This window comes from Aurantiacibacter sp. MUD61 (assembly GCF_027912455.1).
Taxonomy (GTDB): Bacteria; Pseudomonadota; Alphaproteobacteria; order Sphingomonadales; family Sphingomonadaceae; genus Alteraurantiacibacter.
Map to the genome: position 1 here is coordinate 1557352 of NZ_CP115446.1, position 15585 is coordinate 1572936.

At 61.4% G+C, this 15585-nt stretch carries 12 protein-coding genes and 1 tRNA gene; 8 read left to right on the plus strand and 5 right to left on the minus strand.

All coding sequences use genetic code 11. The annotated features are described in order from the left end of the window. Positions 1–67 precede the first annotated feature (67 nt). The 3 genes from O2N64_RS07470 (at position 68) to O2N64_RS07480 (ending at position 4702) form a co-directional block, all read left to right on the plus strand. A complete protein-coding gene (locus tag O2N64_RS07470; RefSeq protein WP_271076995.1) occupies positions 68–2533 on the plus strand; it encodes a TonB-dependent receptor domain-containing protein in 2466 nt (821 codons plus the stop codon). A 148-nt stretch (positions 2534–2681) separates the two neighbouring features. Continuing rightward, on the plus strand, positions 2682–3812 hold the full coding sequence (locus O2N64_RS07475) for a glycoside hydrolase family 68 protein (protein WP_271076996.1): 1131 nt from the start codon (positions 2682–2684) through the stop codon (positions 3810–3812). Further along, complete coding sequence (locus tag O2N64_RS07480; protein WP_271076997.1) at positions 3812–4702, plus strand: ROK family protein; 891 nt, start codon at positions 3812–3814, stop codon at positions 4700–4702. Before O2N64_RS07475 ends, O2N64_RS07480 begins: the two co-directional genes overlap by 1 nt. Before the next feature lie 133 nt (positions 4703–4835). Here the strand turns inward: O2N64_RS07480 and O2N64_RS07485 are convergent. Next, a tRNA-Val gene (locus O2N64_RS07485) sits at positions 4836–4910 on the minus strand. A gap of 91 nt (positions 4911–5001) precedes the next feature. Next, positions 5002–6903, minus strand: coding sequence for a signal peptide peptidase SppA (gene sppA, locus O2N64_RS07490; RefSeq protein ID WP_271076998.1), 1902 nt, complete (start codon positions 6901–6903; stop codon positions 5002–5004). 158 nt (positions 6904–7061) lie between these two features. Here sppA and O2N64_RS07495 point away from each other — a divergent pair, with 158 nt between their 5' ends. From O2N64_RS07495 to O2N64_RS07505, 3 genes are read left to right on the plus strand one after another with little or no spacing between them, the layout of a single operon-like run. After that, positions 7062–8093 (plus strand): aspartate carbamoyltransferase catalytic subunit, encoded by a 1032-nt coding sequence (locus tag O2N64_RS07495; protein WP_271076999.1) that lies wholly within the window; start codon positions 7062–7064, stop codon positions 8091–8093. Continuing rightward, the gene (locus tag O2N64_RS07500; RefSeq protein WP_271077000.1) at positions 8090–9319 is read left to right on the plus strand and encodes a dihydroorotase; all 1230 of its coding nucleotides are present in this window, start codon (positions 8090–8092) and stop codon (positions 9317–9319) included. The genes O2N64_RS07495 and O2N64_RS07500 overlap by 4 nt, the downstream gene beginning before the upstream one ends. Beyond that, positions 9309–10070: an SDR family NAD(P)-dependent oxidoreductase gene (locus tag O2N64_RS07505; protein ID WP_333781555.1), complete on the plus strand. Its 762-nt coding sequence runs from the start codon at positions 9309–9311 to the stop codon at positions 10068–10070. The genes O2N64_RS07500 and O2N64_RS07505 overlap by 11 nt, the downstream gene beginning before the upstream one ends. A gap of 73 nt (positions 10071–10143) precedes the next feature. Here O2N64_RS07505 and O2N64_RS07510 read toward each other — a convergent pair whose 3' ends face one another. Genes O2N64_RS07510 through O2N64_RS07520 form a run of 3 tightly spaced genes read right to left on the minus strand, consistent with a single transcriptional unit; the run spans position 10144 to position 12821 of the window. Further along, positions 10144–11625 carry an SPOR domain-containing protein gene (locus O2N64_RS07510; protein ID WP_271077001.1) on the minus strand — a complete coding sequence of 494 codons (1482 nt, stop codon included), beginning with the start codon at positions 11623–11625 and terminating at the stop codon, positions 10144–10146. A gap of 15 nt (positions 11626–11640) precedes the next feature. Continuing rightward, positions 11641–12111, minus strand: a complete 471-nt coding sequence (locus O2N64_RS07515; protein WP_271077002.1) for a hypothetical protein — start codon at positions 12109–12111, stop codon at positions 11641–11643. Beyond that, positions 12111–12821 carry a ParA family protein gene (locus O2N64_RS07520; protein ID WP_271077003.1) on the minus strand — a complete coding sequence of 237 codons (711 nt, stop codon included), beginning with the start codon at positions 12819–12821 and terminating at the stop codon, positions 12111–12113. Before O2N64_RS07520 ends, O2N64_RS07515 begins: the two co-directional genes overlap by 1 nt. A gap of 277 nt (positions 12822–13098) precedes the next feature. Here O2N64_RS07520 and O2N64_RS07525 point away from each other — a divergent pair, with 277 nt between their 5' ends. Beyond that, a complete protein-coding gene (locus O2N64_RS07525) occupies positions 13099–14229 on the plus strand; it encodes an SPOR domain-containing protein (protein WP_271077004.1) in 1131 nt (376 codons plus the stop codon). A gap of 75 nt (positions 14230–14304) precedes the next feature. After that, entirely contained in the window at positions 14305–15582 is a 1278-nt protein-coding gene (locus O2N64_RS07530) for a DUF418 domain-containing protein (RefSeq protein ID WP_271077005.1), read from the plus strand. Positions 15583–15585: the final 3 nt, after the last annotated feature.

Below are 15585 nucleotides of genomic sequence, written 5' to 3' on the forward strand. Positions count from 1 at the left end.
CGTATGCATTATTGCGAATCGCGGGCCGGAGAAGTCACGCGACGGATTGGATGAGGAGTAACTTGCTATGAAATTTCGTCACGCACTCGCCTTTGGCGTCGCGCTATCAGCACTCTCTGCACCAGCATTTGCTCAGGACACTGCAGCGGGTGAAGATGATGCCGCCGAAGAAAATACAATTTTTGTGACCGCCGTTGCGCGCGGCGGCAATGAGCTGGAAACGTCGGTTTCGCTCAGCGTCATCGACTCGGACGCAATTGCCAACCTTAACCCGCGTTCTGCTGCTGACCTGATGCGCCAGATTCCAGGCATCCGTGCAGAGGCTTCAGGCGGCGAGGGTAACGCCAACATTGCCGTTCGCGGTATTCCGGTTTCCACCGGTGGCGCTCGCTACATCCAGCTGCAGGAAGACGGTCTGCCGGTTCTCGAATTCGGTGACATCATCTTCGGTAACTCCGACAACTTTGTTCGCGCCGATCGCAATGTAGGCCGAGTGGAAACCGTTCGTGGTGGTTCGGCTTCGACATTCGCCTCCAATTCACCTGGCGGTGTCATCAACTTCATCTCCAATACCGGAGAGCGCGAAGGCGGAGCGATCGCCGGAACAGTCGGTCTGGACTATGAAACCTACCGGCTCGACTTCAACTACGGCGCCAGCCTGACCGACGATAGCTACTTCCATGTCGGTGGCTTCTATCGCACCGGCGAAGGCAATCGTGACATTGGCTACACTGGCAGCAATGGTGGTCAGATCCGCGCCAACTTCACGCAGGAATTCGATGGCGGCTATATCCGCATTTACGGCAAGTATCTGGACGACAGCACGCCGACAATCCTGCCCCAGCCGGTTTTCGTAGGCGGCACGAACAGCGATCCCGACTACCAGGCGATCGACAATTTCGATCCGCGTACCGACGCGCTCTACAGCCAGTTCATCACGACTGCAGCTACGCTCGATGGATCGAATAATCCCGCGACCTACGATCTGCATGACGGGCTCTCGGTGCAATCTGCATCGATCGGACTCGAAGCCGAAGTTGAGTTCGCAGAAGGTTGGGTTCTGACAAACCGCTTCCGTTTCGCCGGCAACTCCGGCAGCTTCGTCTCGCCGTTCCCGGCGAGTGCGGGCGACGCGCAGAGTATCGCAGACGGCATAGGCGGTGCAGGTTCGACCATCGAATTTGCCTCCGGCCCGAATGCCGGATCGGTTGCAAACCCTGCCAGTATCGGCGGAAATGGATTGCTCACCAATGTGGTGCTCTTCAACACCCGCCTGAACAGCCTTGACCACATTGCAAACGATCTGCGTATTTCGCGCGAATTCGATGTGGGCGCCGGCTCGCTCGTCTTCATGGGCGGCTTTTATGCCTCGCGACAGGAAGTCGATACCGACTGGTTGTGGACCTCTTTTGTCCAGACTGTGGAGGGTGATGGCGAAGCCGTGCTCGTCGATATTCGCGACAGCAATGGCGACCTTGTCACCCAGAACGGTGTGGTTGGATTCAGCGCCAGTTTCTTCGGTAACTGCTGTCGCCGAAACTACGATGTCAGCTACGACACCTATGCGCCATTTGCAGCTTTGTCGCTCGAGCTTAATCGACTGACGCTCGACGCCAGCGTTCGTTATGATTTCGGATCAGCAGATGGCACGATCACCGGAAGCGACACCGGATTTGGTAACGGCATCACCAGCTTCGATTTCGACAATGATGGCAACATCGATCCGGCCGAAGCAAATACGGCGGTACTTCCGCTCAACAATGCCCGTCCGGTCGGCTACGATTTTGATTATTTCTCATTCTCGCTCGGCGCAAACTACCTGTTGACCGATGATCTTTCGATCTTTGCGCGTTACAGTCAGGGTGGCCGCCACACGGCAGACCGCAGCCTGTTTTCGCCGGCCGTCAGCACGCTCGACGGCAGCCTTCCGGGCGGCGACAGCGGCGTAATCGCTGAAGTCAACCAGCTGGAAGGTGGTCTGAAGTATCAGGGTGGTGGGCTGCGTTTGTATGCAACTGCATTCTACGCTGAAACCGCTGAAACGAATGTCGAGATTGCACCGCTGCTGCTTACCGACAACGAGTATGAAGCTTTCGGTCTGGAGCTGGAGGGAAGCTATTCGGTTGGCCCATTCTCGCTCTCTGCCGGCGCAACCTGGACCGACTCCGAGATTGTCGATGCGAACAATGCCGCTGTTATCGGCAACACGCCGCGTCGTCAGGCTGACCTCGTCTACCAAGGCTCGGCGCAGTATGAAGACGACTTCTTCACGGCTGGAGTGAACCTGATCGGGACCACGGAAAGCTTCACGCAGGACAATAACGATCTGGTGCTGCCAGCATACACGCAAGTGAATGCATTTCTTGCGGTTCGACCGCTTGATCGGCTGGAAGTTGGTCTGAACGCCAACAACCTCTTCAACGCCTTTGGTTACACGGAGGCAGAGGAAGGTTCCATCCCGGGCAATGGTATCGTCCGTGCGCGCTCCATTGCGGGCCGCACGATCTCGGCAACGGTACGGGTCGAGTTCTAATCCTGACTTGATCAGGAAATTATGGTCGGCGGACGCCTCTCCCTCGTTCCGCCGACCATCTGTCCCTATTCGTAAACCCGTTCGACCCGGCGCCTGTCGGTGACTAAGGCGGACCTCAGATGAGAAGGCAAAGAATATGACTTCGAGCGTGGCAAAGGCAGATTTCGCAAGATTTGCGACAAGCGCCTGGTCCGTCGAAGCACTGCGGACACTCCGGCTTGATGGGACCAACCAGAGTGTGATCATTGGTGAGGCGGAAGCCGGTCCCATGTCTCCTGACCTTGATGTCTGGGATTCCTGGCCGCTTGCCGACCCTTCCGGCGCACCGATCGAGTGGCGCGGCGGCGAGCTATGGTTTGCGCTGGCAGTTGATCGCTCTGACGATCCTGAAACGCGCCATCATCTTGCGCGCATCCATCACTTTCACAGATTGGGGGACAGGTTTGAGCATCTAGATCAAACCCTGTCGCGGGAATTTGCCCCGGGTGCACGTCAATGGTCCGGCTCTGCGCGCTACGAAAAGGGAATAGTGACCCTGTTCTTCACGGCTGCAGGCCAGAAAGGTGATGTATCGCTAAGCTATCAGCAGCGTATCTTTGTGACAGAGGCATCGCTGACCGAAGGCACAATCTTTTCTGAATGGTCGACACCAGTAGAAATCATTGAGGCGGACGGCGAAATTTATCGCCCGGCCGATCAGAATGAGGGGGAGCCTGGGAAGATCAAGGCTTTTCGCGATCCGAGCCATTTCCGCGATCAAGACGGCAAGAACTACGTCCTGTTCACGGGTTCGTCAGCCAGCAACCCTAGCGCGCATGACGGCGTAATCGGCATCGCCGCACAGCAGAATGAAGGTGACTATCACCTGCTTCCACCTTTGATCGAAGCGACAGGTGTCAACAACGAGTTGGAGCGGCCGCACATCGTCGAACACGCCGGTGCCCTTTATTTGTTCTGGTCCACGCAACGCGGCGTATTCGCCCCGGGGATAGAAGCGCCCACTGGTCTGTACGGAGCCACTGCACCGAGCCTGGCTGGTCCCTGGAGGCTCCTAAACGGCCACGGATTGGTCGTGGCGAATCCAGCGGAGCGGCCCACTCAGGCGTATAGCTGGTGGGTCTTGCCTGACCTTCGCGTTGCGAGCTTTGTTGATTATTGGGGGCCGGAAGATCCGAGTGTGCCGGAAGGAGAATCCCGGCGAGCGCGCTTCGGTGGTACATTCGCACCTTTCATTCGCATTGCCCTCGATGGAGCGCGTTCAACTGTGGTGACCGGCTGATGGCGACAGTTTCAACAGACCGGCCGCTGCTCGGAGCGATCGAAGCAGGAGGTACCAAATTCGTCCTCGCTACTGGTACCGCCGACGGTGTAATCGTTTCGCGCCATACCATTCCAACGGCGGACCCTGTATCCACAATGGCTGCGGCAAGCGACTGGTTCGATGCGCAACCTGCGATCGCGGCTCTCGGTATCGCATCTTTTGGTCCGGTCGAACTAGACCGTCGTGCTCCTCTCTGGGGGCATATCCTTGAAACCCCGAAGCCCGGTTGGAGCAACTGCGACCTCGCAGGCCATTTCATGAGCGACTTGGGTGTGCCCGTCGGCTTCGATACCGATGTGAACGGTGCAGCCCTGGGCGAATTCCATCTGGGTGCCGGTCGCGGCACAAGCGGCATGGCCTATGTCACCGTCGGCACAGGTATCGGCGGTGGCGTGATCGTCAATGGACAGATCGTTCATGGAGCGGGTCATCCCGAGATGGGGCACATCTACCCGCGCCGCGCAGCCGACGATCACGAATTTGCTGGAGCATGCCCTTTTCATGGCGATTGTCTGGAGGGCCTTTCTAGCGGACCCGCCATTCTGTCGCGCTGGGGCAAGACCTTGTCTGACTTGCCGGCAGAGCACGAGGCCCATTGCCGCGTTGCAGGCTATCTCGCTCAGCTTTGCCACACGCTTTTCGCGAGCCTTGCTGTGGAGCGAGTCATCCTAGGTGGCGGCGTGATGAAGACGCCGGGTCTTCTTGCACGAATTCAAGAGGCGACGATGAATGCCGGCGCGAACTATCTCCCCGGAAGAAGCAGGCAGTCCGTCGTGATGCCGAAATTGGGCGAGAATGCTGGAATCACAGGCGCGTTTCTTCTGGCCGAAGAGGCGCGATCCATTTAATTTCCGCCAGTCAGTTTCTCCTGCTTTTTCATGCAAACACGAGCTATCTTTTCCAAGTCATTGAGAGGCCCATCGCTTCGCTCGGGAGTTTCGACGGCACATCATCCCCCGGATGATGTTCTCCAGTCGAAACTGGTGGGCGCGGCAAGGATTGAACTTGCGACCCCACCCGTGTGAAGGGTGTGCTCTACCACTGAGCTACGCGCCCGCCGGGCCTCTCGCTGAAGTCAGCGATTCACGGCAGGGGCGGGCCTTTGCCACGCCCGGGTGCGATTGACAAGACCGTGCGTGCGGCTGGTTCAGTCGCGCCAGAGCGCTCGCATGGCCGCGAGCCATCCGGCATCGGGCGCAGGGCTCGAGCTTACGCGGCTGACCGGCTGCAACACGGTGCATTCGACGCAGCGCGCCTGAATGCCCTGCGCACCGAACAACTGGTCGATATCGCTGGTCACCTGGGCAAATCGCGCCATTTCACGCTGGGCGAAAAGCGAGGCGATATCGCGGCCGCCCTCGGCCTGCCCGCTGTCGCTCGCCAGCAGCTGCGAAAGGATCGAGCCGTATTGCGGCGCATCGTCGCCTAGGTACACGACGTCGAACTCATCCGTTGGCAGCTCGGCACGCTCGGCAGCCCATGCGATGGCGGTCTCCAAATCGCCGAACTGGTCGACAAGGCCGAGCTGGCGGGCAGATCCGCCATCCCACACGCGGCCCTGGCCAAGCTCATCTGCACGCTCCAGCGAAATGCCGCGCGATTCTGCGACTAGGTTGAGGAAGCGGCCATAGGTCGTCTCGACGCCTGCCTGCAGCACCGTGTCCGCTTCTTCGCTGAAACCGCTGAAGATGTCCGGCTGGCCGGAAAGGCCCGTCGTGCGGACGCCATCGGTATTGACGCCGTATTCGGCAAGCAGCTCTTCAAAGCTGGGCACGACGAGGAAGACCCCGATAGAGCCGGTCAGCGTTTGCGGCTCGGCAAAGATCCGGTCCGCCGGCGTTGCCACCCAATAACCGCCACTGGCGGCGTAATTGCCCATGGAGACGGCGATCGGGATACCCTTGGCCTTGTGCCGCAGGATGGCGCGGCGGATGGTTTCCGATCCCGTCACCGTACCGCCCGGCGAATTCACGCGGACGACCAGCGCATCGAGATCATCATCCAGCGCATTGTCGAGCAGATTGGCGATCCGCTCCGCCCCGGCAGAGCCCGGTCCGGCGGTGCCATCGCTGATCGTCCCGGCGATAGTTACGACGCCGATCTTCGCATCGCTGCCAAGATCGATGCCTGAGTTCACTTCGGCAAGGAATGGGTCGTATTCAGTGGCAGCGAAGGAGCCGGGTTCTTCGCTCCAGCGATCCTCCCCCACTTCCTGCGCGATGCGCTCACCCCATTCGACGCGGGTGCCGATGCGGTCTGCAAGGCCTGCGGCAAGCGAAGCTTGAGCAATGTCATTGCCCGACCTAGCGAGCCAGCCTTCGACATCGCTGGTCACCAGTTCGATATCGGCATCGGGCCGCGCCTGACGCACGGTTGCGCGCCATTCTTCCCACAAAGTGGCGAGCAGCTGCGAGAGGTTCTCGCGCGCTTCGGGAGACATGCTGTCCTGCGTATAGGGCTCGACTGCGCTCTTGTACGTGCCGACGCGGTAGACATTGGCGGTGACGTTGAACCGCTCCAGCGCGTCTGCATAATAGAGGTTCTCGCCGCCCGGCCCGGAAATGGCGACGCCGCCAAGCGGGTCGACCCAGATTTCATCCGAATGCGCTGCCAGCAGCATGGCGGAATCGCCATAGGCCACTGCATGGGTGTAGATCGGCTTGCCCGCTGCCTTGAAACGCTGCAGCGCCGCGCTGACTTCCTGCAGGTTGACGCCGCCGCCGCCGAGGAAACCGGTCAGGTCCAGCGCCAGAACCTCGATCCGTTCATCGCTTGCCGCCGCATCGATAGTGCGCACCAGATCGCGTGCGGCATATTCGCGGGTGGGCACGGTGTTGCTGAGCAGCGCGGCAAAGGGATCGACCGGCGCGACTTCTTCAACCACCACGCCGTCAATATCCAGGAGCAGTGCGCCATCGCGCACGACGCCGGGATTGGGCCGCGCACTCAGCACGGCAAACAACGCCAGGAAGAACAGCAGGAGGAAGATCAAAGCGAGGCCGTCCTTGATGGCGACCAGCAGCTTCCAGACCTTGCGCGCGAATACCATGCGAAACCCTTTTGGTAAGATGTGTTGCCTGTCACGTAATGGCGCGCGTTGGTTTGTGCCAGTGCTAAACGGGCGCAGCGCCAATCCCGCTCGACAGAGGGCTTCGCAAAGGAAAGCCATTGCCAGCCTGCGCGCTGCGCCCTAATGGCCATGCTTTAATGACATCGCCGCCAAACACCTCCGCCAGCGCCCGCTTTCCAGCGGGCGGCCGCGCGTTTCCGCATCGTGATCTGATCGCCATCGGCGATCTGGAGCGCCACGAAATCCTCTACCTGCTGGCAGAGGCCGAGCAATATGTCGCGTTCAACCGGCAGGCGAGCAAGCACTCGGACCGGCTGGCGGGTCTCACCATCATCAACGCCTTTTTCGAAAACAGCACGCGCACGCTTTTAAGCTTCGAGATCGCGGGCAAGCGGCTCGGCGCAGATGTGGTCAATATGCATGCTGCGCAATCCAGCGTGAAGAAGGGCGAAACGCTCATCGATACGGCGGTGACGCTGAACGCGATGCGCGCCGATGCGATTGTGATCCGCCATGGGTCTTCGGGAGCCACAGGATTGATCGCAGGTAAGGTCGATTGCCCCGTGCTCAACGCTGGCGATGGCCAGCATGAGCATCCCACGCAAGCGCTTCTCGATGCGCTCGCCCTGCGCACAAAGCTGCGCGAGAATGGGCGCGATGTGGAGGACTTTACCGGCCTCACTGTGACGATTTGCGGCGATATCCTGCACAGTCGGGTGGCGCGCTCGAACATTCTTTGTCTGCAGGCGCTGGGTGCCACGGTTCGCGTCTGTGCGCCACCATCGCTCATGCCGCAGGGGATCGAGCGGATGGAAGTGGAGGTGCATCACCGCTTTGACGAGGCGCTGAAGGGCGCTGAAGTCGTCATGATGCTGCGGCTTCAGAATGAGCGGATGGACGGGCAATTCATTCCGAGCCCGCGTGAATATCGCCACCTCTATGGACTGACCACGGATCGGCTCGCGCTGGCCGCAGAGGATGCCATCGTAATGCATCCCGGCCCGATGAACCGCGGCGTTGAGATCGACAGTGATGTGGCTGACCTTGCGGGGCGTTCGCTTATTACAAGCCAGGTGGAAATGGGCGTCGCCATCCGCATGGCCTGCCTTGATGTGCTGACCCGCAGGGCTCGCGGCATAGCCGGTTGGGGCGAGGGAGAGTGGGTATGAGCCAGCAGCAGCCCATTGCCATTACCAATGGTCAGGTCGTGACTGCGGACGGCCTCGCGGCAAAGACCGTTCGCTGTGTGGACGGTGAGATTGCCGAGCTTACGGATGCACCGCTCGATGGTGACGAGGTGGTCGATGCAGGCGGCAAAATCGTCGCACCGGGTCTCGTCGATCTCGGTGTGTTCGCGATCGATAAGCCCGCGTTTCACTTCGGCGGGATCACCCGCGCCGCGCTGATGCCCGATCAGTCGCCGCCGCTCGATCACCCCGCGCGGGTCCGCTTCGCCGCGCAGAGCGGAAAGCCCGATTTCTGGGTACATCCGATTGCCGCCGCGAGCGTCGGTCTGGAGGGCGAGCAGCTCGCCGAAATCGCGCTGATGCAGGATGCGGGCGCAAAGGCGGTTGCAACGGGGCGGCAGTGGATCGGCGATAGCGGCCTGATGCTGCGGCTGCTGCAATATGCTGCGATGCTCGATCTGGTCGTGGTGACCCATGCGGAGGATGCAGCACTCGTGGGCAAGGCCTGCGCGACAGCGGGCGAAATGGCGACACGCCTTGGGCTGCCTAGCGCTCCCAAGGAAGCCGAGACACTGGCACTCGTACGCGATATCGCTCTCGCTGAAGTCAGCGGCGCCCGCATTCATGCGCGGCAGGTGACGACACGCGCCGGGCTCGATCTGGTGCGCCAATCAAAGGCGCGCGGCGTGCAGATCACGGCTGGCGTTACGCCGGCGCATTTCATGCTGTCCGATCTCGCGCTCGCCGATTTCCGCACTTTTGCCCGCCTGTCTCCTCCGCTGCGCAGCGAGGATGACCGGCAAGCCGTCATCGAGGCTATCGGCGATGGCACAGTGGATGTCATTTCCAGCGGTCATGATCCGCGCGGGCCGGAGGACAAGCGCCTGCCATTCGCCGATGCTGCGCCGGGAATGGCGGGTGCCGAAACGCTGCTCTCCATGACGCTCACACTGGTGCGCGACGGCGTGATCCACATGCCACGCGCTTTCGATCTGCTCGCCGCCAACCCTGCAAAATTGCTGGGCGTAGAAGCGGGCAGAATAGCCGAAGGCGCAGAAGCCGATATCGCGATCATCGATCCCGAAGCACCGTGGATTGTGGACTCGCGCGAGATGGAAGCACAGGCTGGCAACACGCCGTTCGATCGGCAGCCAGTGCAGGGGCGGGTTGTCGCCCTGTTGAAGGGAGGACATCGCATTGAACTTTGATTTTGCAGGCAAGACCGCGCTCGTCACAGGTGCCGCTTCGGGCATTGGCGCAGCCACCGCGAGGGCGCTGGATGCGGCAGGAGTGGCCAAGCTGATCCTCGTCGATCTGAATGCCGATGCGCTCGGCGCGCTCGATCTGTCTTGCGACACGTCGATTCACGCAGGCGATGTGGCCAACGAAAGCCTGTGGGATCTGATCGAGGCAGAGGGCGACACGATCGATCTCGCTGTCCTCAATGCAGGAATATCAGGTGTAGGCGCACCTATCGTCAAAATGCGCATGGATCAGTGGCGCCAAGTGATGAGTGTCAATCTCGATGGCGCGTTTCTCTCGCTACGCACGGCCATGCGCAAGGCGAGCCAAGGCGCATCTATCGTGCTGACTGCGTCGGTCACGGCAGTGAAAGCGGAAATCGGCATTGCGCATTACGCGTCGTCGAAAGCGGGCGTCATGCACATGGCGAAAGTCGCGGCGAAAGAGGGTGCGGAGCGTCGCATCCGCGTCAATGCCATCGCCCCCGGCGGCGTGGATACTGCGCTGTGGGACGGCGTCGGTTTCTTCGAAGATCTGGTCGCCAAGCATCAGGGTGACAGGGCAGGCGCGATCGCCACGATGGCGCAACAGGCAACGCCGCTCGGGCGCTTTGCTACGGCAGACGAAATTGCCGGGCAGATCATGTTCCTGCTGTCCGACACAGCGGGCACGATCACCGGTTCCACGCTGGTCACCGACGGCGGTTTCCGCCTCTGACAGCCAAAAAAAAACCCCTCCCGTTGGGGGAGGGGTTTCTAATCTTCTCAGCAGCTGAGAAGGGGTTCAATCGTTAGCGACGGGCGAGGCGGATGCCATTGTCGATGGCGCCGGGTAGCGGACGATTTGCCGCCCAGCTGATGCAACCTTCGCCATTCAACGCATCGACGCGGCTGCACATGGCGCGGCTGGTCGAGCGGTCGAAGCCGCCTGCCGATACGCGCCAGTAATTGCGGCCACGCACGACAGCCTGCGTGATCACCATTTCGCGGTCGGCCAGCTCGGGATAGCGGCTGACATAGATGTTCCATGCTCGCTGCGCGCCTGCTTCGCTGGAGAAGCTGCCGAGCTGCACGAGGTGCGTCGGGTCATCCACTGGAGCAGGAGCTGCGGCTACTGCCGGCGCAGCAGCGCGAGGTGCAGCAGAACGGGGTGCCGGAGCCGGAGCAGCGGCGCGCGGTGCAGCTGCAGGACGCGAAGTGGCGAGAGCCGGCTGCGCGATCGCAGGAATGCGCGGTGCGGCAGTCGGCGCAGCGGCAGGCGGCGGAGCGAACGCGCTCGGGGTGGAACCCGGCGTGGTCTGCACGACCGGCTCACTGGCATAGCGTGCATCAGGCGCGCGGACGGCGAGCGGCGAAGAGGTGCTGCCAAAAGCGCTGGCGAAGGATCCACCCTGCGGTGCAGGCGTGCCGACCGAAGGCAGTTCGCTGGTGGTGGCAGGAACGCTCATCGGCGCATTATCAAGTGCGGCAAGTTCACCCGTTTCGCTGTCCATCGCAGGAGCGGCAGCAGGCGCAGCAGCTTCGAATGCGAGCTGCGAAGCGCTTGGCGAATTGACGAGCGCCAGATGCACCGGCTGGCCATTGTCACGGACATTGGCAGGCACACCGAGCAGGCCGGCAACGCGGGCCGAGTAGGCATGCGGGCCCGAAAGCTGCGCCCATTCTTCCATGCGCGCGCCGACTTCATGCGCGGGCACATCCTGTGCGACCATCATGCGCGCTTCACGCCAGCGACCGGCAACAGCATAGGCATAGGCGAGGTTCTGACGGCTCTTGACGGTATTGTCGCCGCCGCGAATGGCATTGGTGAGGATATGGACACCGCGCTCCGGCTCTCCGGCCAGCGCAAAGGCAAGACCAAGATCGGATGCGGCAATAGCGGTTTCCCATTCGCCCAGAACGCCCGCGGCTTCGCGGTAACGTGCCTGACCGGTGAGAGCGAGAGCAAGGCTGAGCGCAGCACGCGGGCTGTTTTCGCCAAGAGCCATCGCATCTTCGAAACTGGTCGAAGCCGAAGCGAAACGGCCAGCTTCAAGATAGGCATTGCCCAGCGTCATGCGGTGGGACGCATTGCGCGGATCGGCAGCAACGGCAGCTTCAGCAGACTGGATGGCAGCGGTGGCTTCACCGCTGGCGATTGCCGCCTGCGCCTGCGCTGCAGAAACATTGGCACTGGGGGCAGCATTGCCCGCACAGCCAGTGAGCAGAACAGCAGCCATGGCTGTCGTCAGACCCAGGCCGAGCATCGGATTGCGCTTGTCCATTGAATACATGATTCAGGTTTCCCTTCAGGCCTTGCTTGTCTTGCCATGCACCTGCGCGGCGATGGCATCGAGTTCGGAGAATTCGCTGAGGAAGCGATCGAGCGCTTCGGTCACCAGCATCTGTGCGCTCATATTCTGCAGCGTCGATGCGAGCTTCAGCTTAAGGTGCCGCTCCGCATCGAGACGTAGAGTGAAAGCAGCGCGTTTGCCCTGCGAAACCGCGCTCTGGCGCGGCGTCTGGCTCGGCGCTTTGGGCATGATGCGCGGGCGATTGTCGACGACAGGGAAATCAATCACCTGATTGTCTTCGCCCATGTCGTTCCAACCGAGGTCCGACTGGCTATCTGCCAGGCTGTCGAAATCGTCACCCAGCTGCGCGGTGCGGTCTGACGTGGTCAGCTGTGCGCGCATGGCGGGCTTTGCCGTACCCTTGCGGGCCAGCAGCATCGGCCCGAGCGAGGCGAACTGGTTTTCGCTGGCGGCCGAGCTCGTCATTACTGTGCCACCCGGCGGCCAAAGCCACCTTGCTGCGAATTGCTTGCCTGCGTGCGCTGGCCGGGAGCGGCAAACACAGTGCGGCGGAAATTCTTTTCGAGGCGGTCAGCGACATAGTGCCACAGCGCGGTGACTTCCTGTGCCGAGCGGCCTTCCGGATCGACTTCCATCACCGTGCGGCCATCTATCATCGAGGCGGCGAAATCGGTGCGGTGGTGGATGGTGATCGGGGCAACGGTGCCGTGCTGCGACAGGGCGACAGCGGCTTCCGAAGTGATCTTCGCCTTGGGGGTAGCGGCGTTGACCACGAAGATCAGCGGCTTGCCTGCACGCTCACACAGGTCGACCGTGGCGCCAACAGCGCGCAGATCGTGCGGGCTGGGGCGAGTCGGCACAACCATCAGCTCGGCGACCGAAATCACGCTCTGGATCGCCATGGTGATGGCGGGCGGCGTGTCGATCACGGCAAGCTTGAAGCCCTGCTGACGAAGAATCGCGAGGTCGTTCGCAAGACGCGCAACGGTTGTCTGCGCGAAAGCTGGGAATTCCGCCTCACGCTCGTTCCACCAGTCGGCGAGCGAACCCTGCGGGTCGATATCGATAAGCACGACGGGCCCAGCGCCTGCACGCTGTGCCTGCACGGCGAGGTGGCCTGAGAGAGTGGTTTTTCCCGAACCACCCTTTTGCGATGCCAAAGCTAGAACGCGCAAGGCTGTTCCCCCTAAAGTCTCATACCCGCACCGGGATGGTTTGCGGGCTTTCCGGGGAATGGGATCGCAGGATACCGTTTATTTTGAGTTAATTTGCACAGAACCAAGTTGCAGAATGTTGGGCTGCGAATGTGTTTGCGGGCGTAAACCGCAAAGGCTCTTCCTCAGGGTCTTTGCGTCACAACACCTAATACATCGCCGGGCATAAACGCTTTGCTAATGGGCCGTTTACTATGGCAGTCTTAATTCGAGCAGTTTTGAATTGAGGATCGCCGTAATGTTGCGAAACACGACAATGCTGGGAGTGGCCATCGCCGCGATGACCGTTCTTGCCACGCCCGCGCCTGCACTTGCTCAGGTGCGGGAAGGTGTCGAGGCTTGGAGCAGGGGCGATTACGCAGCCGCCGTGGCTGAGTGGCAGGCCCCGGCTGAAGCTGGCGATGCGGACGCACTGTTCAATCTGGCGCAGGCTTACCGGCTTGGCCGCGGAGTGCCGCAGGATGAGGCGCGAGCAGAGGCGCTTTATGCGCAGGCTGCGCAGGCGGGCCATGTGCAGGCCGCCGATACCTATGGCCTCATGCTCTTCCAGGATGGCAGGCGTGAAGAGGCTTTGCCCTATGTTGAGGGTGCAGCCAGTCGCGGGGATCCGCGCGCACAATATCTTCTCGGCATCGCCCATTTCAACGGCGACATCGTCGGGCGCGACTGGACGCGGGCTTATGCGCTGCTCACGCTTGCGAATGCGGCAGGACTGCCTCAGGCGAGCGCGGCTATCACGCAGATGGATCAGCATATTCCGATCGAGCAACGACAAGCCGCCGCCGGATTGGCGCGCCAGATGGAAGCCGATGCTGAGCGCGCGCGTGCAGTCGAATTGGCGGCTGCCGATCTGGGCGCGCAGGCTCCAGCCCCTCAGGCACGCCCTGCCGCGAGCCCGCGCGTGCCACGTCCGATCCCGACAGTCGATGTTTCGCCTTCGATTGCCGCTGCGCGCGATGCCGTGCGGCAGGCGCGCGAGGCGACCGGAACGGAAAGCCCCGCTGATGCAGGCGCCACTTTCGCGAGGGGTGAGCCGCGCTCTGCCCCGCCGCCTGTCAGAGTGGCAGAGGCACGTCCGCCAGCCACAGCAACACCGGCGCCCGCGCCAGCAGCCGCGCCGCCGCCGCGCGATCGCACCAGCGGCCCCTGGCGCGTACAGCTCGGAGCATTCGGCGTGGCAGGCAATGCAGAGCGGCTGTGGAACCGCCTTGCATCGCGGCCAGAGATTGCCGGGCGCGAGCGTTTGCTCATCCCGACAGGTCGCGTCACGCGTCTGCAGGCTGGTGGCTATGCAACGCGTGATGAGGCACAGACGGCGTGCAATTCGCTCCGCAGCGCAGGCGTGGATTGCCTCGTCCGCAGCGACTGAGTTCTGCTGCATTTGCACGCTTCCCTAATCGCAATCCTCAGCTAAGAAGGGCGAGGACGAGAATGGGGATCATCGATGACCGAACAGGCAACGCCGGATGGCGAGCCCGCTGCGATTGCGCCAACCACCGGGGCTGAGCGCCTCGCCAGCCTCGACCTGATCCGCGGGATAGCGGTTCTCGGCATTCTGGCGGCGAACATCGTGTTTTTCGGGCATCCGCAGATGGCCTATATGTGGCCCGATGGCTTCGTATCCGATGCGGGCGATCCCGATCGCTGGATGTGGATCGCACAGTTCGTCCTCATCGATGGCAAAATGCGCGGGCTTTTCACCCTGTTGTTCGGCGCGGGCATCATCCTGTTCATGGAGAAGGCTTGGGAACGCGGCGGGGATGAAATGCTGCTGGTCAGGCGAATGGCCTTCCTGTTGCTGTTCGGCCTGATCCATTACTTCTTCATCTGGCGCGGGGACATTCTGACGCTCTACGCCATGGCCGGCATGGTGGGGCTCATATTCCTGCGGATGAAAGGCAAGGGGCTGATTATTCTGGGTGTGCTCGCCTATGTCATCGGCGGGCTGATCTATGCTTTCCTCAACGCCGTGCCGCATCTGATGATGCAGGTGGACACCGCCAACAATCCGATGATGGCGGATGCTATAGCGCAAATGAATGGCGAAAAAGAGCGTATCCTTGGCGATGATGCGGCGGAGACCGCGATCCTGACGACAGGCAATTATGTCGACTTCGTCCGCCACAATTTTGCCGAGCACCTGACCGAACCTTTCAGCAACGGCATCCTGCTGCTGATTTTTGAAACGGTTCCGCTGATGCTGATCGGCATGGGCCTTTACAAAGTTGGCCTGTTCGAGGGGAAACTCAATCCGACGAAGACGGCGATCTGGGGCTGGATCGGCGTGATTTCAGGCAGCGCAGTGACGCTGCTCATCGCGATAGCTATCGCGCGCGACGGGATCACGTTCTGGGAGTCGGTCGCCGCTTTCAGCAGCTATTCGGTCCACCCGCGCTTGCCGGTCATCATTGGGCTGATTTCCCTGCTGGCGCTGTATGGCGCAAATGCAAAGGGCTGGCTGGCAGAGCGCCTCTCTGCAGCGGGCCGTGCTGCCTTCACCAATTATCTCGGCACATCGGTGCTGATGATGCTAATCTTCCACCCATGGGCAGGCGGGCTGTGGGGCGAGCTTTCACGCCCTGAACTCTACCTGGTCGTGGCGCTGGGCTGGGCGGTGATGCTCGGCTGGTCGAAGCCTTGGCTGGAGAAATATCGCTACGGTCCGCTCGAATGGCTGTGGCGCTGCCTGACCTACGGAAAGCGGTTTCCGCTGAAACGTTGAGAA

What these genes read in the sequence shown, in the direction of transcription:
- O2N64_RS07470 (WP_271076995.1), top strand. Translation starts at nt 68, where the DNA reads ATGAAATTTCGTCACGCACTCGCCTTTGGCGTCGCGCTATCAGCACTC.
- O2N64_RS07480 (WP_271076997.1), top strand. Translation starts at nt 3,812, where the DNA reads ATGGCGACAGTTTCAACAGACCGGCCGCTGCTCGGAGCGATCGAAGCA.
- sppA (WP_271076998.1), bottom strand. Translation starts at nt 6,903, where the DNA reads ATGGTATTCGCGCGCAAGGTCTGGAAGCTGCTGGTCGCCATCAAGGAC.
- O2N64_RS07495 (WP_271076999.1), top strand. Translation starts at nt 7,062, where the DNA reads ATGACATCGCCGCCAAACACCTCCGCCAGCGCCCGCTTTCCAGCGGGC.
- O2N64_RS07500 (WP_271077000.1), top strand. Translation starts at nt 8,090, where the DNA reads ATGAGCCAGCAGCAGCCCATTGCCATTACCAATGGTCAGGTCGTGACT.
- O2N64_RS07510 (WP_271077001.1), bottom strand. Translation starts at nt 11,625, where the DNA reads ATGTATTCAATGGACAAGCGCAATCCGATGCTCGGCCTGGGTCTGACG.
- O2N64_RS07515 (WP_271077002.1), bottom strand. Translation starts at nt 12,111, where the DNA reads ATGACGAGCTCGGCCGCCAGCGAAAACCAGTTCGCCTCGCTCGGGCCG.
- O2N64_RS07525 (WP_271077004.1), top strand. Translation starts at nt 13,099, where the DNA reads ATGTTGCGAAACACGACAATGCTGGGAGTGGCCATCGCCGCGATGACC.
- O2N64_RS07530 (WP_271077005.1), top strand. Translation starts at nt 14,305, where the DNA reads ATGACCGAACAGGCAACGCCGGATGGCGAGCCCGCTGCGATTGCGCCA.